This window comes from Alteraurantiacibacter aquimixticola, from assembly GCF_004965515.1.
Taxonomy (GTDB): Bacteria; Pseudomonadota; Alphaproteobacteria; order Sphingomonadales; family Sphingomonadaceae; genus Alteraurantiacibacter; species Alteraurantiacibacter aquimixticola.
On the sequence record NZ_SSHH01000001.1, the window covers coordinates 691997 to 710967 of the forward strand.

An 18971-nucleotide genomic window follows, 5' to 3' on the forward strand; every position below is an offset into this window, starting at 1 on the left:
TGCCTCAAGCACCTATTCCGCGCGGGTCCAGATCCAGCTTCCGGTGACGCTGACAATGCCGAGCACGAGCAGCCACCACGGCCATCCGGCGGTGAGCGCGGTGATGAGGACGCCTGCCCCCATGGCGGTAACGGCAGAGATCTTGGCCCGGCGCGAAATCGCCCGCCTCTCGCGCCATTGGACCAGCGGCGGTCCCCAGCGCGGGTGATCGAGCAGGCGCTGCTCCCACGCCGGATTGCCGCGCGCAAAGCAGAAGGTGGCCAGCAGCAGGAAGGGTACGGTGGGCAGGATCGGCAGGAAGGCCCCCACCGCGCCCAAAGCCACGCATGACAGGCCCGCCGCAGACCATAGCGGCCGCTTCATGTCAGGCAGTCGCGATCCGCGCGGCGTGTTCCTTCACCAGCGCGATCATGTTGGGCACTCCCTGCGTGCGGTTGGAGGAGAGCTGGTTCTTGAGGTCGAACGGCTCCAGCGCGGCCGTCACGTCCATTGCCGCGACTTCGCTGGCGGGCTTGTCCTGCACGGCGGAAATCACCAGCGCGACAATGCCCTTGGTGATCGCCGCATTGCTGTCCGCCAGGAAGTGCAGCTGGCCGGCATCGCCGGTGGGATAGACCCAGACCTGCGCAGAGCACCCGCGCACCAGCGTGGCGTCGGTCTTGAGCGGCTGGGGCATGTCCTCCAGCTCGCGGCCAAGCTCGATCAGCAGGCGATAGCGTTCGTCGCCTTCGAGGAATTCGTATTCTTCAAGGATGTCGTGGAGGGATCGCAACTGCGTTTCAACCCGTCATTGCGAGCGGAGCGAAGCAATCCAGGGCCTTGCGCGCTGCCGCCCTGGATTGTTTCGTCGCTGCGCTCCTCGCAATGACGAACCCTGGGGAACAAGGCGCATGTAGCAAGGCGCGATTACAAATCCACCCCGCTGGCAATTGCTTCCAGCTTGCGGATGCGTTCCTTGAGGTCGGCGATCTCGATCCGCGCCGCGCCTTCACGGGCGCCGCCTTCGATTTCCGGCGCATGACCGCCGCGCATGTCCAGCTCGCGCTCCTTCAGCGCCAGCCAGCCCTGCCAGCCCTTCAGCGTTGCCATCGCCAGCACCATCAGGCCAAGCAGCGAACAGGCAGCCATCAGAAATTGGTCGCTCATCATTCCCTTCTTCCCTCGTCTATCCCGGCCTTATTCGTCCCGGAGCCTGTCGATTTCCGAGGACAGGCGCTTGGCCTCCCGGTCATCGGTGGCAATTCTCTCAAGCACTTTGACGCGCTCGCGCAGTTCCTTCACCTCGCGCTGCAATTCGCTCTCGTCGCGCGGTGGAAAGACGGGATTGCCGTCCTCGTCGCGGGTGACGCCAAGCGTACCGTCATGCCGGTGCGAATAGATCGTGACGAAGGCCCAAATGGCCACGATCACGACCGCAGCAGTCCAGAAACTCACTGCATCTCCTCCCTATCGCGCAGGCGATCGATCTGGTGGGTCAGCTGGAAGCCGCTATCGGTTACGATCTTCTCCAGGTTGGCGGTGCGTTCCTTGATCGCGGAGAGCTCTGCGCGCAGCGCGGCGTTTTCCTGCGTCAGCATGCGCACCCGCTCCATCCCTTCGGAAGAGACCTCGGGCTTCAGCGACTGGCCCCACATGCCTTCCAGCGGATAGCCGTTCTTGATCTTCAGCTTGGTGTTGTGGACCGAGGCCCATACACCGGCGAGCGAGATCAGCACGGCACCGCCGACGACCAGTGGAATGTAGTCGAGTATGACCGCAACAGTGGGGTCCATCACTTCGTCTCCGTCTTGTCGCGCAGCGCCTCGATCTCGCGCGATGTGAGATAGCCCTGGTCGGTCACGATGCGCTCGAGCACGGCAAGGCGATCCTCGGCATTCTCGAGCCGTTCGGACAGGGCGCGATTGTCGGCAATCAGCTTCTGGCTGTCCGCATTATTGTGCCTGGGGTGCACTGTCTTGCCGCCCCATTCGTCTTCCAGCGGGTAGCCGTGCTTGGCGCGAATCCAGGTGGTGATCACCCAGGCGCCCATGGACAAGGCAATGATTGCAATTACGAAGCCCGGACCACCCCAACTCATCATGCGTTCTCCCGCGAGAGGCCGAGCGGCACGCCGCTACCCTGGTCTTCCACCTTGCGCGTATCGCGCAGCGCCTCGATCTTGCTGGCGACGTCATAGCCGCCATCGGTGACGATGCTTTCCAGCGCGCGGAGCCGATCCTCGATCGCCTTGTTCTGCGCCGTGCTTCGCGCGCTCTGTTCGCTCATCTCCAGCTGGCGTTCCTTGTAGTTCATGAAGCGGCGGAACATCTCCGTGCCTGCAACGATCAAGGCGATCAGCACGCCGGCAAAGGCGATGGCGGCAAAGGTCTCACCCGCGCCCATCATGCGTTCTCCCGGGAGAGGCCGAGCGGCACGCCGCTGCCTTGGTCTTCCACCTTCTTGGTGTCGCGCAGAGCTTCGATCTGGGTGGCGATGTCATAGCCGCGATCGGTGACGATGCGTTCGAGCACCTGCACGCGCTCCTCCAGCTCCTTCACATGGCTGGCATATTGCGCGGCTTTCTCAGCCGTATGCTCGGCCGTGGCATCCACCTGGATCTTGACGACCTTTTCGCGGTGCTTCGTCCAGATCGCGACCATGGCAATGCCGCAACCCATGATTGTTCCCACGATCGGGATGAATACGCCGATTACTCCCGGTTCCATTCTACTTCCCCCTCGATTCGTGTGGATCAGCGCAGGTCTTCGATTTCCGCGGACAGGCGCGGATTACTGCTGACGTAATAGGTTTCGACTTCGGCCAGGCGGCGGTCGATATCGCGGAAGCGGGCGCGGATTTCGCGCGTGGTGCGCTTCGGACTCTGCCGCACGCCCTGCCAGTATTTCTGCTCCTCGGCGTCGCGATAGAGATGCGGCGGCTTCTTGTTGAGCAGCAGGCCGGCGAGGAAATAGAGCGGGATGATCCATCCGGCCGTGAGGCCGATCATCATCAGCGCGCCAAGGCGGACCCACAGGGCATTGACCCCGGTATAGTCGGCGATGCCGGAGCATACGCCCATCAGCTTCGCATTCTGCTTGTCGCGATAAAGGCTGGTACGCGGGCTGTTCACTTGCGGGCTCCCTTCTTCTCGGCCAGCAGGGCTTCCAGTTCCTGCAGCGGTGCGTTGTCGATTTCCTTGTCGTGCATGATGCGCGCGGTCTGGAAATCGGGGTTGTCGGTGGCCACCAGCCGTTCGACCGTGTCCATCCGTTCGTCGAGGCGCTTGGCGAGCTGGTAGAGCTCCTCCAGCAGCACTTCGTCATCGGAGGTGATGCTGCCGGCGGTCTTCCACTTGGTGACATAGTGGAGGATCAGCCACGGCAACCCGATGAAGATTGCCGGTATGATAATGATCTGTTCCAAGATTTACCCTTCCTTCTTCTCGTCGCCGCCCATCCCCAGGGCGCGCTTCATTTCTTCCAGTTCCTCGTCGACCTTGTCGCTGCCTTCCAGCGCGGCGAATTCGTCGGCGAGCGAGGGCGTCTCGTTCTGCATGCCCAGCGCATCGGCGCGGCCTTCGGCATAGTCGACGCGGCGTTCCAGCTGGTCGAAGCGGCTCAGCGCCTCATCCACCCGCTCATTGGTCATCAGGCTGCGCAGCTTGTAGCGGTTCTCCGCACTCTCCAGCCTTGCGGCGATCTGGCTCTGGCGGCTGCGTGCTTCGCGCAGGCGGTGCTGCAGCTTCTGGATGTCCTTCTCGTAAGCGCGCAGTGCATCGTCGAGTATGGCGATCTCGGTCTTCAGCTGCTCGGCCATGTCGCCCGCCTTGCGCTTTTCCAGCAGCGCGGCGCGGGCCAGGTCCTCGCGATCCTTCGACAGCGCCAGCTGCGCCTTTTCCGCCCAGTCGGACTGCAGCTTGTCCAGCTTCACCGCATGGCGGTGCATTTCCTTCTGGTCGGCAATCGTCCGGGCTGCGCTGGCGCGAACCTCGACCAGCGTTTCCTCCATTTCGAGGATGATCATGCGGATCATCTTCGAAGGATCATCGGCCTGGTCCAGCAGCTCGTTGAAATTGGCGGCGATGATGTCTCGGGTACGCGAGAAAATTCCCATCAAGGGCACTCCGTTCAAATTGGATTTGACGTCAAAATCGAAAAAACCGCGGTCGCCTTTCGACTGGGTCGGAGTGGGGCTGGTGCGCAGCCTCTCGATCTCGCGGTCGAGCCGCGATCCCTCGGAGCTGTCCGCCGTCAGTCCCACCGGCGTCAGAGAATTGTTGCCGTCGCGGCTCACGCGAGACCCACCATCGGGGTAGCGACGAGCATCAGGTCGGGACCGACATGGTCAAGGCCGAACTGCTGCGATGCCGCATACACGTTGAACACGACCATGGCCGCAACGCTGATCAGCGCGGCAATGCCGGTCTTGCTGACAAGGAAGCGATGATCGAACATGTGGGTTTCTCCTAATCCTTCAGTTACCCCAAACTTTGCAAGCAGCATGCCAGTTTGGAAAATCGGGAGAAAATCAGCCGTTTATCTGCCGTTCAGATAGATGAATATCGCCTGTATTGCCAAACCTTGGTGAAATTCACTATATGTTGGGCATGGAGCGTGAAAACCAGTTCATCGGCCAGTCCGGCGCCTTCCTCGACGCGGTCGAACGCGCCAGCCGCGCTGCGCCCATGGCGCGCCCTGTTCTTGTAATCGGAGAGCGCGGGACAGGCAAGGAACTGATCGCCGAACGACTTCACCGCCTGTCGGACCGCTGGGAAGAACCGTTGGTCGTCATGAACTGCGCCGCGCTGCCCGAAACGCTGATCGAGGCGGAGCTGTTCGGCCATGAGGCAGGCGCCTTCACCGGCGCCACCAGGGCGCGCGCCGGGCGGTTTGAGGAGGCGGATCGCGGAACTCTCTTCCTTGACGAGCTGGGGACGCTTTCCATGGGCGCGCAGGAGCGGCTGCTGCGTGCGGTCGAATATGGTGAGGTGACGCGCATCGGCGCCTCGCGCCCCACCCGTGTTGACGTGCGCATCGTCGCCGCCACCAATGAGGACCTGCCGAAGCTGGCAGAGGAAGGCCGTTTCCGCGCCGACCTGCTCGACCGGCTGACCTTCGAGGTTATCACCCTGCCGCCACTGCGCGTGCGCGAGGGCGACATCCCCGTACTGGTGGATTACTTCGGGCGGCGCATGGCGGCGGAGCTGGGGTGGGAGCAATGGCCCGGCTTTGCCGAGCACGTGGCGGAAGCGATGGAGAACCACCCCTGGCCGGGCAATGTGCGCGAATTGCGCAATGTGGTGGAGCGCGCCGTCTACCGCTGGGACGACTGGAGCCAGCCGATTGCCCACGCCGTGTTCGATCCTTTCGACTCGCCGTGGAAGCCGGCCGCTTCTGCGGTCGCAGCGAATGGTGGCGGCCAGTCGTCGCCGGCCTCTCCTGCTCCGGCCAAGGCGCCGGCCAGCGATTTCTCGCACGTCGACGATCTGCGCGCGGCGGTGGACGCACATGAAAAGGCCATCGTGCTGCAGGCGCTGGGCCGCCATCGCTGGAACCAGCGCCAGACCGCCAAGGCGCTCGGCCTCAGCTATGACCAGCTGCGGCACTGTATAAAGAAGCATGAGATCAACACCGACGGTTAGCCGGCGCGCGATCGGGGCCGTGTTTACCCTTCCTTTGTCAGGCCCTTTTTATGCTCTTTCCGCCTTTTTGACTGGAGGATGGAATGCGGGGGTTGGTCGATTTTGTCGATGGTATGGTGGGTAATGTCCAGCGGCTCGTAGGAATGTTGATTTTCGCCGGGCTGAGTCTTGTTGCCATCATCATGCTTGGACTTCACTTCACCGCACCGGTCGTCGCTGAGCAGGTAAGCGAGCGCGCCGAGGCTCTTGGCGAAAAGGCTATCGAGGCTGCACGCGAGGAACGCCGGGCGGAGCAATTGGCCGATGAGGGCTGGGGCTATTCCGCAGCTTCGAAGACCGGCTTTGATGATGGCAACTACGGTGACGTCGATCCCTACATGGAAGATACGGGCGGCTGGGGAAGCGAATAGACTTGCCAAACCGGGCCAACGCGCCTATTTGACCGCCATCCCGAAATTGTCGTGACAATATCCGGATGCTGGCGCCGCAAGGGGCCGGCACCAAACCGCTTTGTCACGATGGAGTCGGCAAGACGCATTATTACTGGAGTGGCATGGCCGATCTCGCCCGCCTGACCGATCTGTTCGCACATGAAGCCGAAGCTTTCGGCTTCGAAATCGTGCGCGTGAAGATGACCGGTTCGGGTGAGGAGCGTACGCTGCAGGTGATGGCGGAAGATCCCGCCACCGGGCAGCTGATCATGGAGCAATGCGCCCAGCTGTCGCGCGCCATTTCCGCCAGGATCGACGAGATCGAGGAAGGCGGCGAGGAGCTGGTCGAGGGCGCTTACCTGCTCGAAGTCTCCAGTCCCGGCATCGACCGTCCGCTGACCCGCCCGAAGGATTATGCCAACTGGGCCGGGTATGAGGCGAAGATCGCGCTGTCCGAAAAGATCGACGATCATCGCAACCTGGCCGGAGAGCTTGTCGGCATCGAAGGCGATGTCGTCACCATTGCGGACAAGAAGGCGGGCAATATTGCCGTGCCGCTCGAAAAGATCCACTCGGCGCAGCTCGTCCTGACAGACAAGCTGATCGCCGCTACACAGCCCCTCGACATCGAGGGCGCCGACGAAATCGAAGAGTTCAACGAAGAAGAAAAGGCTGACGACTGATGGCCAGTCCCATTTCCGCCAACAAGGCAGAACTGCTCGCGATCGCCAATGCGGTCGCCTCGGAGAAGATGATCGACAAGGCGATCGTTATCGAGGCGATGGAGGAGGCGATCCAGAAGGCGGCGCGCGCCCGTTACGGCGCCGAGAACGATATTCGCGCCAAGCTGGACCCGATGACCGGTGACCTGCGCCTGTGGCGCGTCGTGGAAGTCGTTGACGAGGTCGAGGACTACTTCAAGCAGGTGGACCTGAAGCAGGCCCAGAAGCTGGAAGAGGGCGCTGCCGTAGGCGACTTCATCGTCGACCCGCTGCCGCCGGTCGATCTCGGCCGTATCGATGCGCAGAGCGCCAAGCAGGTGATCTTCCAGAAGGTCCGCGATGCCGAGCGTGAGCGTCAGTACGAGGAATTCAAGGACCGCGCGAACGAAGTGATCACCGGCGTGATCAAGTCGGTCGAATTCGGCCACGTGATCGTCAATCTCGGCCGTGCCGAGGGCGTGATCCGCCGCGACCAGCAGATCCCGCGCGAAGCCGCCCGTGTGGGCGAGCGTATCCGCGCGCTGATCATGAAGGTGGAACGCAACAATCGCGGTCCGCAGATCTTCCTGTCCCGCGCGCATCCCGAATTCATGAAGAAGCTGTTCGCGCAGGAAGTGCCCGAAATCTACGACGGCATTATCGAGATCAAGGCCGCCGCCCGCGATCCGGGCAGCCGCGCCAAGATCGGCGTGATCAGCCATGACAGCTCGATCGACCCGGTCGGCGCCTGCGTCGGCATGAAGGGCTCGCGCGTGCAGGCCGTGGTGCAGGAACTGCAGGGCGAGAAGATCGACATCATCCCCTGGTCCGAAGATACCGCGACCTTCGTCGTCAACGCACTGCAGCCGGCCACCGTCAGCCGCGTTGTGCTGGACGAGGAAGAGGGCCGCATCGAAGTTGTCGTTCCCGATGACCAGCTCTCGCTCGCCATCGGCCGCCGCGGCCAGAATGTGCGCCTCGCCAGCCAGCTGACCGGTCACCAGATCGACATCATGACCGAGGAAGAGGCTTCCGAGAAGCGCTCCAAGGAATTCGCCGAACGTTCCAAGATGTTCGAGGAAGAACTCGACGTCGACGAGACGCTGTCGCAGCTGCTGGTGGCCGAAGGCTTCGCCGAGCTGGAAGAAGTCGCCTATGTCGAGCTGGCCGAACTCGCCAGCATCGAAGGCTTCGACGAGGATCTGGCCGAAGAACTGCAGAGCCGCGCCCGCGAGGCGCTGGAACGGCAGGAAGAAGCTCACCGCGCGCAGCGCAAGGAACTGGGCGTGGAAGACGCGCTGGCCGATATCCCGCACCTGACCGAGGAAATGCTGGTGGTGCTGGGCAAGGCCGGGATCAAGACACTGGACGACCTGGCCGATCTCGCCACCGACGAGCTGATCGCCAAGAAGCGTGAAGCGCCGCGTCGTCGCCAGAATGCCGATGGCCCGCCGCTGCGTCGCCCGCAGCGTTCCGAGGACAAGGGCGGCGTGCTTGGCACCTACGGCCTGACGGAAGAGCAGGGCAACGAGATCATCATGGCCGCTCGCGCGCATTGGTTCGAAGACGAAGATGTCGCGTCCGCTCCGGGGTCCGAGGACGAGGAAAAGGCCGCTCCGGCTGCCGACACCGAAGCCCAAGCAGAGGAGGCCGCCGATGCGGAATCCTCGCAATGAGAGCCTAAGGCAGAACCGATCGCGTAAGCGTGACGGGAGTGGCGACGCTCCCGAGCGGCGCTGCATCCTGTCGGGCGAGACTGCCTGCCGGGACGACCTGCTGCGCCTTGCCGTCTCTCCCGATGGCGATGTGCTGCCCGATGCGCTGGCGCGCGCGCCGGGGAGGGGCGCATGGATCGGTTGCAACAAGGCGCAGCTGGAACAGGCGATTGCGAGCGGCCAGCTGAAAGGCGCGCTTGCCCGCTCCTTCAAGGAAGGCGGCCTCTCGGTTCCTCAAGATCTGCCTGTCCTGCTGGAAAATGCGCTTTCACGCGCATTTCTGGAACGGCTGGGCCTCGAAATGCGCGCCGGACGTCTTATCTTGGGTTCGGACCGGATCGCCAATGAAGCGCGGATGGGCAAGGTCGCCGCGCTGTTCCATGCCGAAGATGCGAGCGAGGACGGGTCGAAAAAGCTCGACCAGGCCTGGCGCGTGGGCATGGATGCGGAAGGCAGCGGAATGGCGGGCGAAGTCCTGCCACTGGACCGCATGGCCCTGTCTGTGGCATTGGGCCGCGACAATGTCGTTCACCTGGCGCTGGCCGATCACGCATCGGCAAAGCGGGTGCTGGTCCCGCTGCGTCGTTTGCAGACCTTTCTGGGGGCCGGAGCCCCGGCCGGTGATGGTGGCGAAGCTGCGGTGGATGGCGCTGCGCATGATGCCGCAGCATTAGATTGAATTTGAAGGAATATTAGAGGCGTATGAGCGAGAACGAAGACACACCGAAGCGCACCCGCAAGCCGCTGGGACTCAAGCGCTCGGTCGATGCGGGAGAGGTCAAGCAGACCTTCAGCCACGGGCGCACCAACAAGGTTGCGGTCGAGGTGAAGCGTCGCCGCAAGCTGACCAAGCCCGGCGCTGCGCCCGAGGAAGCGGCCCCGCCGCCTCCGCCTCCGCCGCCTCCCGCACCCGAGCCCAAGCCGGCGGCCAAGAAGCCTGCCGCCAAGAAGGCTGCGCCCGCCGGTGAAACGCCGCAGGAACGCGTCGCCCGCATGCAGCGCGAGGCCGAGGAAGAGCGGCTGCGCATGGCCGAGGAAGCGCGCAAGCGTGACGAGCAGCAGGCCAAGCAGGAGGCCGAGGAGCAGAAGCGCCGCGAGGAACAGAATCGCAAGGCCGAGGAAGAGGCCGAGAAGCAGCGCAAGGCCGAGGAAGAGGCCGCCAAGGTCGCTGCCGAACAGGCCGAAGCGGAGCCGGCTGCGGCGGACTCGCCCAAGCCCACTCCCAGCCCGCGCAAGTTCACGCCGGTCGAACGCCCTGAGATCAAGCGCCCCGAAAAGAAGCAGGAGCGCAAGACGGGCAAGGCCGAGCGCGGCGGCGGTGGTGCTAGCGAAAGCGACAAGCGCCGTTCGGGCAAGCTGACCGTCAACCGCGCGCTGAACGAGGATGAGGGCCGCCGTGCACGCAGCCTCGCCGCGCTGAAGCGTGCGCGCGAGAAGGAACGCCGCGCCCAGGGTGGCGGCTCCAGCCAGCCGCGTGAAAAGCAGGTCCGCGACGTGGTCGTCCCCGAGGCGATCACCGTGCAGGAACTCGCCAACCGCATGGCCGAGAAGGGCGCCGACCTGGTGAAGGCGCTGTTCAACATGGGCATGATGGTCACCGTCAACCAGACGATCGACCAGGATACGGCGGAGCTGCTGGTCGAGGAATTCGGCCACAACATCACCCGTGTGTCCGAAAGCGATGTCGATATCTCCACCGAGGAGGACGTCGATCCGGAAGAGACGCTGAAGCCGCGTCCCCCGGTGGTCACGATCATGGGCCATGTTGATCACGGCAAGACCAGCCTGCTGGATGCGCTGCGCGGTGCCAATGTCACCAAGGGCGAAGCCGGCGGCATCACCCAGCATATCGGCGCCTACCAGATCACCACCAAGGGCAAGGAAAAGCAGAAAGTCACCTTCCTCGATACGCCGGGGCACGAGGCTTTCACCCAGATGCGCCAGCGCGGTGCCAACGTCACCGACATTGTGGTGCTGGTGGTGGCCGCCGATGACGGCATCATGCCGCAGACCATCGAGGCCATCAATCACACCAAGGCCGCCGGCGTCCCGATGATCGTGGCGATCAACAAGTGCGACAAGCCGGAAGCGAACCCGCAGAAGGTGCGCGAGCGCCTGCTGGAGCACGAGGTTATCGTCGAGGCGATGTCGGGCGATGTGCAGGACGTGGAAGTCTCCGCCAAGACCGGCGCAGGTCTCGACGATCTGCTCGAGAAGATCCTGCTGCAGGCCGAGCTGATGGAGCTGAAGGCCAATCCCGAGCGCTTTGCCGAGGCCACCGTGGTCGAAGCGCAGCTGGACAAGGGCCGCGGCCCCGTTGCCACCGTGCTGGTCAATCGCGGTACGCTGAAGCGCGGCGACACCTTCGTCGTCGGCACCGAAAGCGGCCGCGTGCGCGCCCTGATCGACGATCACGGCAAGCAGGTGAAGGAAGCTGGCCCGGCCACGCCGGTCGAAGTCCTGGGCCTCGGCGGTGTGCCGCAGGCTGGCGACATGCTGACCGTTGTCGAAAACGAACAGCGTGCCCGCGAAGTGGCGCAGTATCGCCAGGAAAAGGCGACCGAAAAGCGCACCGCGCTGGCCCCGACCAACTTCGACACGATGTTCAACACCAGCGATGTGGTGGAATTCCCCGTGCTGGTGAAGGCGGATGTGCAGGGTTCGGTGGAGGCCATCAACTCGGCGCTGCACAACCTCTCGAACGACCTGATCAAGGTCCGCGTGCTGCATGCAGGCGTGGGTGCGATCACCGAAAGCGACGTATCGCTTGCGAACGCGTCCAAGGCGCCGATCATCGGCTTCAACGTGCGTCCCAATGCGAAGGCGCGCGAACTGGTGAAGCGCGATAACGTCGAGATGAAGTATTACGACGTGATCTATCACCTGACCGAGGAAATCGCGAAGGAGATGGCGGGCGAGCTGGGTCCCGAGCGGATCGAGCATGTCGTCGGCCGTGCGCAGATCAAGGAAGTCTTCAAGTCCGGCAAGAAGGACAAGGCAGCTGGCCTGCTGGTGGAAGAAGGCGTCATCCGCAAGGGTCTCCATGCCCGCCTCACGCGCGAAGACGTCATCGTTTCGGCAACGACCATCGCCTCGCTGCGGCGCTTCAAGGACGATGTCGACGAAGTCCGCGCCGGCCTCGAATGCGGCGTGGTGCTGGCCGACACGAACGACATCAAGCCGGGTGACCAGCTTGAAGTCTTCGAAGTCGAGGAGCGTGAACGGACGCTGTAACCGGCTGGCTCCGGAGGAGGCGACAACAGCAAATGACCCGCTATTGCGCCTTCTTCGCCAGCATGAATGTCGGCGGCAATCGGCTGAAAATGGCCGAATTGCGCGAGGCGCTGGAGCGCGAGGAGCTGGAGGACGTCGAAACCGTCGTCGCCAGCGGCAACGTGCTGTTTTCCTTCGATGAGCGACCCAGCGAGGGCATGTCCGAAATGCTCGCCTGGATCGTCAAGGACCGCTTCGGCTTCGATACGTTCGCCGCAGTGCGCAACGCCGATGAGGTGCGCTCCGCGATCGAGGACAATCCGTTCCGCGCAGAAGGGGAGGACAAGTTCGTCCATACCCTTTTCCTTGAGAAGCAGACCGATCCGGACCAGTTCAAGGTCATGCTTGCCGCCTATGAAGGACGCGGGCCGGAGAAGATCGCGCTGGGCGACCGCTGCCTCTATATCGATTACGTGGACGGTGTCGGCACCAGCAAGCTGACCGGCGCCTTCATCGAACGCAAGATCGACTGCCGCGGCACGGCGCGCAACATGCGGTCCCTGCAGCGTATTTTAGAGAAGATGGAAGAGTAATGGCCCGTCATTCCGCCCCAGAAGACCAGTCCGTCCGCCTGCTCAAGGTGGGTGAGCGTGTGCGCCATATCCTCTCCGAACTGCTCGCGCGCGGCGAGGTGCATGACGATACGCTTTCCGCGCATACGGTCAGCGTCACCGAAGTGCGCATGTCGCCCGACCTGCGCAACGCCAAGGTCTATGTGAAGCCGCTGCTGGGTGAGGACGAGGCCGTGGTGGTGAAGGCACTGCAGCAAAACACCGCCTTCTTTCAGCGCGAGGTTGCCCAGCGCCTCGGCCTGAAGTTCGCTCCCAAGCTGCAATTCCGCGCCGACGAAAGCTTCGACGAGGCAAGCCGGATCGACCAGCTGCTCGACGATCCGCGCGTGCGGCGGGATCTCGACGAAGACGACTAGCGCGGCACGCCATGGCCAAGCTCTATTTCTACTATGCCAGCATGAATGCGGGGAAATCGACCACGCTGCTGCAGGCCGATTTCAATTATCGCGAGCGCGGCATGGCAACGATGCTGTGGACCGCTGCTCTGGACGACCGGGCAGACCAGCCCATCGCCAGCCGCATCGGCCTCGGCGCCGATGCGCGGCGCTTCTCACCCGGCACCGATCTTTGGCGCGAAGTGATGATGCAGCATGACGAGACCCCGCTCGCCTGCGTGCTGATCGATGAGGCGCAATTCCTCACCGCCATGCAGGCCTGGCAATGCGCGCGGCTGGCGGATGAGGCGAATATCCCGGTGCTCTGCTATGGGCTGAGGACCGATTTTCGCGGCGACCTCTTCCCCGGTTCCGCCGTGCTCTTGGGCATTGCCGATACGTTGGTGGAGCTGAAGGCCGTGTGCCATTGCGGGCGCAAGGCGACGATGAACCTGCGCACCGATCAAGCAGGCCAGCCGGTGGGCGAGGGCGCGCAAACCGAGATCGGCGGCAATGAGCGCTATGTCGCCCTATGCCGCCAGCATTTCGCCGAAGCGCTGGGCCTCTATCGCTAGCTTACGGGCGTCTCCGCCACCGGCATATCCATGAACACCTGCGCGCCGGGACCCAGCGGCAGGTCGAGCACTACCCACCCAATCGTCAGCGCGAGGCCGACCACCATCAACCCGATCGAATAGGGCAGCATGGTTGCCGCCAGCGATCCAAGGCCGAAATCCTTCTGCCAGCGCTGGCAAAAGATCAGGATCAGCGGGAAATAGACCATCAGCGGAGTGATGATATTGGTTGCGCTGTCGCCCACGCGATAGGCGGCGGTGGCCATTTCCGGCGTGATCCCCAGCAGCATCAGCATAGGCACCAGCACGGGGCTGAGCAGCGCCCATTTGGCGCTTGCCGACCCGACGAAGAGGTTGAGGATGCCCGAGACGATAATGATCGCCGCCAGCAGCGCCCATGCGGGGAGGCCGGAGGAGCCGAGCACGTCAGCCCCGTTCACCGCCAGGATCAGGCCGAGGTTCGACCAGCTGAACATCGCCACGAAATGCGCCGCGGCAAAGGCGAGGACGAGGTAATAGGCCAGGTCCTCCATCGCGCCCGACATCATCTGCACCAGGTCGCGGTGGTTTGCGATCACGCCAGCGCCCTTGCCATAGGCCCAGCCGGCAAGGAGGAAGAGCAGGAAGAAGGCGGCGACAAGGCTGCGGTAGAAGGGGGACCAGCGCGCCTCGGGCGTCGCGTCCTCGTCGATCAGCGGCGTTCCGGGGCCATAGGTGAAGAATAGCCACAGCGCGACCACCGCCAGCATGGCGAGGCCCGCCCAGCGAAGGCCCTTGCGCTCGCCATCGGTCAGCGGCGCATCGGTCTGCTCACCCACCGGGGCATGGCCCGCGCGCGCCGGGTCCCATGTGCCAAGGCGCGGCTCGATCATCTTGTCGGTGACGTACCAGATGACCGGCAGGAAGACGAAAGTCATGGCGGCGATGAAATACCAGTTGCCCGCGATATTGGCGGTGAAATCGCCGAACACGGTCTCCACCGCAGCCTCGGTAATGCCGAACAGCAGCGCGTCGAGCTGGCCGGGCAGGAGGTTGGCAGAAAAGCCGCCCGAAACGCCCGCAAAGCTCGCAGCAATCCCCGCCACCGGATGGCGGCCGGCGGCATGGAATACTATGCCAGCGAGCGGGATCAGCACGACGTAGGCGGCATCGGCGGCAAGGTTGCCCATCATGCCCACCAGCACCACGAAGGGCGTCAGCAGCGCCTTGGGGGCATAGCGCACCGCGCCGCGCATGGCGGTGCCGAACAGGCCCGCACGCTCCGCCACGCCCGCGCCCAGCATCACGACGAGCACATAGCCGAGCGGGTGGAAATGGGTGAAAGTGGTGGGCATATCGACCCACAGGCGCTGGATATTCTCTGCCGATAGCAGGCTGACGGCAGAGATGATCCGCGGTGCGCCGGTCGCCTCGTCGATCTCGGTGGGATGGACCGCGCTCCAGCCCACAAGCGAGGCGACTATAGAGATCACCACCAGCCCGGCGATCAGCCAGAAGAACAGGAACACCGGATCGGGCAATTTGTTGCCCGTCCGCTCGATCATGCCGAGAAAGCCCTTTTGCGTTGCCGCTTCGCTCATCCTGCGATCCCCTTTCACCTGAAACCACGATGGCTAGCATGCCTTTTCGCGCGGGTCTTTACCAATGTCCCCGAAATCCCCATGGGATGCCGCAATGACCGACAAACCCCACCCCCATGGCTGGCTGATCCTCGACAAGCCGCGCGGCCTCGGCTCCACGCAGGCCGTGGGTGCTGTGAAGCGCAATTTGCGCGAGGCGGGGTATGGCAAGGTCAAGGTGGGGCATGGCGGCACGCTCGACCCGCTGGCCGAGGGCGTGCTGCCGATCGCGCTGGGCGAGGCGACGAAGCTGGCGGGCCGCATGCTCGACGCCAGCAAGACCTATGAATTTACCATCGCTTTCGGCGAGGAAACCGACACGCTCGATGCCGAGGGCGAGGTTGTCGCGACCTCGGACCGCCGCCCGCCGCTCGCCGCCATCGCCGCGATCTGCGAGTATTTCACCGGCGATATCGAGCAGGTTCCGCCCAAATATTCCGCCATCAAGGTGGACGGAAAACGGGCCTACGACCGGGCAAGGGCGGGCGAAGAGGTGGAGATGGTGACCCGGGCGGTGACGATCCATGACCTGCACTTACTTCGTCATCCCCGCGAAGGCGGGGATCCAGAGACGGCTGCAGCACATGGCCAGCTGGATTCCCGCCTTCGCGGGAATGACGGTGTGGAAATCGCGTCATCCTTCCAGACCACCGCCGGCCGCCCCGATCCCTATGACCCCTCCGCTCCGCTGGAGCTGGCGGACAGCGTCACGCTGGTGGCGCATGCCTCCAAGGGCACCTATATCCGCAGCCTGGCGCGCGATATCGCCCATGCGCTGGGGACGGTTGGGCATGTCACCTATCTGCGCCGCGTGACGGCCGGTCCCTTCACCGAAAATCAGGCGATTTCGCTGGACAAACTGAACGAAATCGGTAAGGGCGCGCCACTTGAAGACCACCTCCTGCCGCTGGAGGCGGGGCTGGACGGTATCCCGGCCTTGTCTCTCGATCCGGAAAGCGCGCAGGCGGCCCGCCAGGGCCGGGTCATTTCCGGATTGCCCCATGCAGACGGGCTCTATCTGGCGAAACTGGAGGATGTTCCCGTTGCGCTGATGGAAGTCTCTGCAGGCACGGCCAAGGTCGTGCGGGGGTTCAACGTTTGAAAGATACTGCGGAGTAGATGAAAGATGTCGGTTACCGCCGAAAAGAAAGCTGAAGTCATCAAGGACAATGCCCAGGCAAAGGGCGACACCGGTTCCCCCGAAGTCCAGGTCGCCATCCTGACCGAGCGTATCCGCAACCTGACCGATCACTTCAAGGACCACCACAAGGATAACCATTCCCGCCGTGGCCTGCTGAAGATGGTCAACAAGCGCCGCAGCCTGCTTGCCTATCTCAAGAAGAAGGACTTGCAGCGCTACAACAACCTGATCCAGAAGCTGGGTCTGCGTAAGTAAGAGTTTCGAGGGGCGGCTCCAACGGGGCCGCCCTTTCGCTTTCAGGCGATCGCCACAGCGGCATCGCAGAAAAAACAGGCATCCTTCACAATTCGGTGAAGGGGCCTTGGGGCAGGAAAAAGGCCCCGCACCGGACCGGGACGGTATCCCCGGCAGAAAACCCCGCCTCGCAATAGGGCTGGGCGGGTTCGAAGGATAAATATGTTCGACACCAAGAAAGTAGAGCTGGAGTGGGGCGGAAAGACCCTCACTCTGGAAACCGGCCGCATTGCCCGTCAGGCTGACGGCGCGGTCCTCGCCACTTACGGCGAAACCGTTGTGCTCTGCGCGGTCACCGCCGCGAAGGGCGTGAAGGAAGGCCAGGACTTCTTCCCCCTGACCGTCCATTATCAGGAAAAGTTCTCCTCCGCCGGCCGTATCCCGGGCGGCTTCTTCAAGCGTGAACGCGGCGCGACCGAGAAGGAAACGCTGACCAGCCGCCTGATCGACCGTCCGATCCGCCCGCTGTTCCCCGAAGGTTTCTATAACGAAATCAACGTTATCTGCCAGGTTCTCTCCTATGATGGCGAGACCGAGGCCGATGTGGTTGCCATGGTCGCCGCTTCGGCAGCGTTGACGATTTCGGGCGTGCCCTTCATGGGCCCGATCGGCGGTTGCCGCGTCGGCTATATCGACGGCGAATATGTCCTCAACCCGAAGCAGGAAACTGCCCTTGAGGAAGGCCGCCTCGACCTGATGGTCGCCGCCACCCAGGACGCGGTGATGATGGTCGAATCCGAAGCCAAGGAACTGACCGAAGAAGAGATGCTCGGCGCCGTCATGTTCGCGCATGAGGAAGCCAAGAAGGTCGTCGGCGCGATTGTCGAGCTGGCCGAGCAGGCTGCCAAGGATCCGTGGGAAGTCGCCTCGAACGACGCGCTTGCCACGATCAAGGAAGAGCTGCGCGGCGTGGTGGGCGACGATATCGCCGCCGCCTACAAGCTGACCGACAAGTCCGCCCGTTCCAACGCGCTCAACGAAGCACGCGCCAAGGCCAAGCAAAAGTATGCCGAGGCCGATGGGCAGACGCAGATGACTGCCGGCAAGGCGGTGAAGAAGCTCGAAGCCGAAATCGTGCGTACCGCCATCCTCAAGGACGGCGCGCGTATCGACGGGCGCAAGCTCGACCAGGTTCGCCCGATCGAGAGCATGGTCGGCTTCCTGCCGCGCACCCATGGTTCGGCGCTGTTCACGCGCGGTGAAACGCAGGCGATCTGCACCACCACGCTGGGCACCAAGGAATCGGAGCAGATGATCGACGGGCTGGACGGCCTGACCTATTCGAACTTCATGCTGCACTATAACTTCCCGCCCTATTCGGTCGGCGAAGTGGGCCGCTTCGGCGCGCCGGGCCGTCGCGAGATCGGCCATGGCAAGCTGGCATGGCGCGCGCTGCACCCCGTGCTGCCCGCGCATGACGACTTCCCCTACACGATCCGCATCCTGTCCGACATCACCGAGTCCAACGGCTCGTCCTCGATGGCGACTGTCTGCGGCGGCTGTCTGTCGATGATGGATGCCGGCGTTCCGATCGAACGCCCGGTTTCCGGCATCGCCATGGGCCTGATCCTGGAAGGCGAAGACTTCGCGGTCCTGTCCGACATCCTGGGTGACGAAGATCACCTGGGTGACATGGACTTCAAGGTTGCCGGTTCGGAAGCAGGCATCACCAGCCTGCAGATGGACATCAAGATCGCCGGCATCACGAAGGAAATCATGGAAAAGGCGCTGGAACAGGCGAAGGCCGGCCGGACGCATATCCTGGGTGAGATGCAGAAGGCCCTGGGCTCTGCCCGTACCGAGCTTTCCGCACATGCTCCGCGTATCGAGACGATGCAGATCGACAAGTCGAAGATCCGCGACGTTATCGGCACCGGCGGCAAGGTGATCCGCGAGATCGTGGCCGAAACCGGCGCGAAGGTGGACATCGATGACGAGGGCGTGATCAAGATCTCCTCCTCCGACCTGTCGCAGATCGAGGCTGCCAAGGCCTGGATCGAAGGCATTGTCGAGGAAGCCGAGGTCGGCAAGATCTACAACGGCAAGGTCGTCAACATCGTCGACTTCGGTGCTTTCGTGAACTTCATGGGTGGCAAGGACGGCCTCGTCCACGTGTCCGAAATGAAGAACGAGCGTGTCGAGAAGCCGACCGATGTCGTCACCGAAGGCCAGGAAGTGAAGGTCAAGGTCCTCGAGATCGACAACCGCGGCAAGGTCCGCCTGTCGATGCGTGTCGTCGACCAGGAAACCGGCGAAGAGCTGGAAGACACCCGCCCGCCGCGCGAACCGCGTGGTGACAAGCCCCGTGGCGATCGCGGCGATCGCCGTGGTCCGCGTGGCGACCGTGGTGATCGCGGTGGCCGTGGTGGTGATCGCGGTGGCCGTGGCGAACGTGGCCCGCGTCGGGATCGCGATGATCGTGGCGGTGATGACAATGGCGGGGGCAGCCCCGACCACATGCCGGCTTTCCTGAAGGATGACTGATCGCACCGCGATCAGCGGCCTGAAGGACGACTGATACTGGATTGGGAGACCCCCGCGCCATGCGCTGCGGGGGCTTTCCCTCACTCTAGGGAGAGAGGGCCGCGGGGCGAAAGCCACCGCGGCCCAATTTGTTTACCCGGCAAATATTTTCAATCTAATTGAAAGCTCTTTC

General features: G+C 63.4%; 25 protein-coding genes. 12 read left to right on the forward strand and 13 right to left on the reverse strand.

The window, feature by feature from the left end; genetic code table 11:
* Positions 1 to 12 precede the first annotated feature (12 nt).
* The 12 genes from E5222_RS03010 to E5222_RS16490 all read right to left on the reverse strand — a co-directional run bounded on the left by E5222_RS03010 (position 13) and on the right by E5222_RS16490 (position 4433).
* Complete coding sequence (locus E5222_RS03010) at positions 13 to 363, reverse strand: YbaN family protein (protein ID WP_136692229.1); 351 nt, start codon at positions 361 to 363, stop codon at positions 13 to 15.
* Between the two features lies 1 nt (position 364).
* Positions 365 to 772: a SufE family protein gene (locus tag E5222_RS03015; protein ID WP_136692230.1), complete on the reverse strand. Its 408-nt coding sequence runs from the start codon at positions 770 to 772 to the stop codon at positions 365 to 367.
* A gap of 134 nt (positions 773 to 906) precedes the next feature.
* Entirely contained in the window at positions 907 to 1149 is a 243-nt protein-coding gene (locus tag E5222_RS03025) for a hypothetical protein (RefSeq protein ID WP_211196076.1), read from the reverse strand.
* A 27-nt stretch (positions 1150 to 1176) separates the two neighbouring features.
* Positions 1177 to 1434 (reverse strand): hypothetical protein, encoded by a 258-nt coding sequence (locus tag E5222_RS03030; RefSeq protein WP_136692233.1) that lies wholly within the window; start codon positions 1432 to 1434, stop codon positions 1177 to 1179.
* Complete coding sequence (locus E5222_RS03035; protein ID WP_136692234.1) at positions 1431 to 1772, reverse strand: hypothetical protein; 342 nt, start codon at positions 1770 to 1772, stop codon at positions 1431 to 1433. Before E5222_RS03035 ends, E5222_RS03030 begins: the two co-directional genes overlap by 4 nt.
* Positions 1772 to 2080 (reverse strand): hypothetical protein, encoded by a 309-nt coding sequence (locus E5222_RS03040; protein ID WP_342773160.1) that lies wholly within the window; start codon positions 2078 to 2080, stop codon positions 1772 to 1774. The genes E5222_RS03035 and E5222_RS03040 overlap by 1 nt, the downstream gene beginning before the upstream one ends.
* Positions 2077 to 2385 carry a hypothetical protein gene (locus E5222_RS03045; protein ID WP_136692235.1) on the reverse strand — a complete coding sequence of 103 codons (309 nt, stop codon included), beginning with the start codon at positions 2383 to 2385 and terminating at the stop codon, positions 2077 to 2079. The genes E5222_RS03040 and E5222_RS03045 overlap by 4 nt, the downstream gene beginning before the upstream one ends.
* A complete protein-coding gene (locus tag E5222_RS03050; protein WP_211196077.1) occupies positions 2382 to 2705 on the reverse strand; it encodes a hypothetical protein in 324 nt (107 codons plus the stop codon). The genes E5222_RS03045 and E5222_RS03050 overlap by 4 nt, the downstream gene beginning before the upstream one ends.
* 26 nt (positions 2706 to 2731) lie before the next feature.
* Positions 2732 to 3109, reverse strand: coding sequence for an envelope stress response membrane protein PspC (pspC, locus tag E5222_RS03055; protein WP_136692236.1), 378 nt, complete (start codon positions 3107 to 3109; stop codon positions 2732 to 2734).
* The gene (gene pspB, locus E5222_RS03060) at positions 3106 to 3402 is read right to left on the reverse strand and encodes an envelope stress response membrane protein PspB (protein ID WP_136692237.1); all 297 of its coding nucleotides are present in this window, start codon (positions 3400 to 3402) and stop codon (positions 3106 to 3108) included. Before pspB ends, pspC begins: the two co-directional genes overlap by 4 nt.
* Before the next feature lie 3 nt (positions 3403 to 3405).
* Positions 3406 to 4272, reverse strand: a complete 867-nt coding sequence (pspA, locus tag E5222_RS03065) for a phage shock protein PspA (protein ID WP_425456231.1) — start codon at positions 4270 to 4272, stop codon at positions 3406 to 3408.
* Positions 4269 to 4433 (reverse strand): hypothetical protein, encoded by a 165-nt coding sequence (locus E5222_RS16490; protein WP_169053456.1) that lies wholly within the window; start codon positions 4431 to 4433, stop codon positions 4269 to 4271. The genes pspA and E5222_RS16490 overlap by 4 nt, the downstream gene beginning before the upstream one ends.
* Before the next feature lie 152 nt (positions 4434 to 4585).
* On the opposite strand from E5222_RS16490, the gene pspF reads away from it, so the two are divergent.
* The 9 genes from pspF (at position 4586) to E5222_RS03110 (ending at position 13261) form a co-directional block, all read left to right on the forward strand.
* Positions 4586 to 5620 carry a phage shock protein operon transcriptional activator gene (pspF, locus tag E5222_RS03070; protein WP_136692238.1) on the forward strand — a complete coding sequence of 345 codons (1035 nt, stop codon included), beginning with the start codon at positions 4586 to 4588 and terminating at the stop codon, positions 5618 to 5620.
* A 92-nt stretch (positions 5621 to 5712) separates the two neighbouring features.
* Positions 5713 to 6030, forward strand: coding sequence for a hypothetical protein (locus E5222_RS03075; RefSeq protein WP_136692239.1), 318 nt, complete (start codon positions 5713 to 5715; stop codon positions 6028 to 6030).
* 143 nt (positions 6031 to 6173) lie between these two features.
* Positions 6174 to 6734 (forward strand): ribosome maturation protein RimP, encoded by a 561-nt coding sequence (rimP, locus tag E5222_RS03080; protein ID WP_136692240.1) that lies wholly within the window; start codon positions 6174 to 6176, stop codon positions 6732 to 6734.
* The gene (gene nusA / locus E5222_RS03085) at positions 6734 to 8428 is read left to right on the forward strand and encodes a transcription termination factor NusA (protein WP_136692241.1); all 1695 of its coding nucleotides are present in this window, start codon (positions 6734 to 6736) and stop codon (positions 8426 to 8428) included. Before rimP ends, nusA begins: the two co-directional genes overlap by 1 nt.
* Positions 8409 to 9146 carry a DUF448 domain-containing protein gene (locus E5222_RS03090; RefSeq protein WP_136692242.1) on the forward strand — a complete coding sequence of 246 codons (738 nt, stop codon included), beginning with the start codon at positions 8409 to 8411 and terminating at the stop codon, positions 9144 to 9146. Before nusA ends, E5222_RS03090 begins: the two co-directional genes overlap by 20 nt.
* A gap of 23 nt (positions 9147 to 9169) precedes the next feature.
* A complete protein-coding gene (gene infB, locus E5222_RS03095) occupies positions 9170 to 11701 on the forward strand; it encodes a translation initiation factor IF-2 (protein ID WP_136692243.1) in 2532 nt (843 codons plus the stop codon).
* A gap of 32 nt (positions 11702 to 11733) precedes the next feature.
* Positions 11734 to 12273, forward strand: coding sequence for a DUF1697 domain-containing protein (locus E5222_RS03100; RefSeq protein ID WP_136692244.1), 540 nt, complete (start codon positions 11734 to 11736; stop codon positions 12271 to 12273).
* The gene (gene rbfA / locus E5222_RS03105; protein WP_136692245.1) at positions 12273 to 12668 is read left to right on the forward strand and encodes a 30S ribosome-binding factor RbfA; all 396 of its coding nucleotides are present in this window, start codon (positions 12273 to 12275) and stop codon (positions 12666 to 12668) included. The genes E5222_RS03100 and rbfA overlap by 1 nt, the downstream gene beginning before the upstream one ends.
* An 11-nt stretch (positions 12669 to 12679) precedes the next feature.
* Positions 12680 to 13261 carry a thymidine kinase gene (locus E5222_RS03110; RefSeq protein WP_136692246.1) on the forward strand — a complete coding sequence of 194 codons (582 nt, stop codon included), beginning with the start codon at positions 12680 to 12682 and terminating at the stop codon, positions 13259 to 13261.
* Here the strand turns inward: E5222_RS03110 and E5222_RS03115 are convergent.
* A complete protein-coding gene (locus tag E5222_RS03115) occupies positions 13258 to 14841 on the reverse strand; it encodes an AbgT family transporter (RefSeq protein ID WP_136692247.1) in 1584 nt (527 codons plus the stop codon). The genes E5222_RS03110 and E5222_RS03115 overlap by 4 nt on opposite strands.
* A gap of 94 nt (positions 14842 to 14935) precedes the next feature.
* On the opposite strand from E5222_RS03115, the gene truB reads away from it, so the two are divergent.
* From truB to pnp, 3 genes are all read left to right on the forward strand, one after another.
* Positions 14936 to 15982, forward strand: coding sequence for a tRNA pseudouridine(55) synthase TruB (gene truB / locus E5222_RS03120; protein WP_136692248.1), 1047 nt, complete (start codon positions 14936 to 14938; stop codon positions 15980 to 15982).
* A gap of 24 nt (positions 15983 to 16006) precedes the next feature.
* Positions 16007 to 16276 (forward strand): 30S ribosomal protein S15, encoded by a 270-nt coding sequence (rpsO, locus tag E5222_RS03125; RefSeq protein ID WP_136692249.1) that lies wholly within the window; start codon positions 16007 to 16009, stop codon positions 16274 to 16276.
* 201 nt (positions 16277 to 16477) lie between these two features.
* Entirely contained in the window at positions 16478 to 18799 is a 2322-nt protein-coding gene (pnp, locus tag E5222_RS03130; RefSeq protein WP_136692250.1) for a polyribonucleotide nucleotidyltransferase, read from the forward strand.
* Positions 18800 to 18971: the final 172 nt, after the last annotated feature.

Coding starts and splice junctions, on each gene's coding strand:
- E5222_RS03010 (WP_136692229.1), bottom strand. CDS start 363: ATGAAGCGGCCGCTATGGTCTGCGGCGGGCCTGTCATGCGTGGCTTTG.
- E5222_RS03025 (WP_211196076.1), bottom strand. CDS start 1,149: ATGATGAGCGACCAATTTCTGATGGCTGCCTGTTCGCTGCTTGGCCTG.
- E5222_RS03035 (WP_136692234.1), bottom strand. CDS start 1,772: ATGGACCCCACTGTTGCGGTCATACTCGACTACATTCCACTGGTCGTC.
- E5222_RS03040 (WP_342773160.1), bottom strand. CDS start 2,080: ATGATGAGTTGGGGTGGTCCGGGCTTCGTAATTGCAATCATTGCCTTG.
- E5222_RS03045 (WP_136692235.1), bottom strand. CDS start 2,385: ATGATGGGCGCGGGTGAGACCTTTGCCGCCATCGCCTTTGCCGGCGTG.
- E5222_RS03050 (WP_211196077.1), bottom strand. CDS start 2,705: ATGGAACCGGGAGTAATCGGCGTATTCATCCCGATCGTGGGAACAATC.
- E5222_RS16490 (WP_169053456.1), bottom strand. CDS start 4,433: ATGTTCGATCATCGCTTCCTTGTCAGCAAGACCGGCATTGCCGCGCTG.
- pspF (WP_136692238.1), top strand. CDS start 4,586: ATGGAGCGTGAAAACCAGTTCATCGGCCAGTCCGGCGCCTTCCTCGAC.
- rimP (WP_136692240.1), top strand. CDS start 6,174: ATGGCCGATCTCGCCCGCCTGACCGATCTGTTCGCACATGAAGCCGAA.
- nusA (WP_136692241.1), top strand. CDS start 6,734: ATGGCCAGTCCCATTTCCGCCAACAAGGCAGAACTGCTCGCGATCGCC.
- E5222_RS03090 (WP_136692242.1), top strand. CDS start 8,409: ATGCGGAATCCTCGCAATGAGAGCCTAAGGCAGAACCGATCGCGTAAG.
- infB (WP_136692243.1), top strand. CDS start 9,170: ATGAGCGAGAACGAAGACACACCGAAGCGCACCCGCAAGCCGCTGGGA.
- E5222_RS03100 (WP_136692244.1), top strand. CDS start 11,734: ATGACCCGCTATTGCGCCTTCTTCGCCAGCATGAATGTCGGCGGCAAT.
- rbfA (WP_136692245.1), top strand. CDS start 12,273: ATGGCCCGTCATTCCGCCCCAGAAGACCAGTCCGTCCGCCTGCTCAAG.
- E5222_RS03110 (WP_136692246.1), top strand. CDS start 12,680: ATGGCCAAGCTCTATTTCTACTATGCCAGCATGAATGCGGGGAAATCG.
- E5222_RS03115 (WP_136692247.1), bottom strand. CDS start 14,841: ATGAGCGAAGCGGCAACGCAAAAGGGCTTTCTCGGCATGATCGAGCGG.
- truB (WP_136692248.1), top strand. CDS start 14,936: ATGACCGACAAACCCCACCCCCATGGCTGGCTGATCCTCGACAAGCCG.
- rpsO (WP_136692249.1), top strand. CDS start 16,007: ATGTCGGTTACCGCCGAAAAGAAAGCTGAAGTCATCAAGGACAATGCC.
- pnp (WP_136692250.1), top strand. CDS start 16,478: ATGTTCGACACCAAGAAAGTAGAGCTGGAGTGGGGCGGAAAGACCCTC.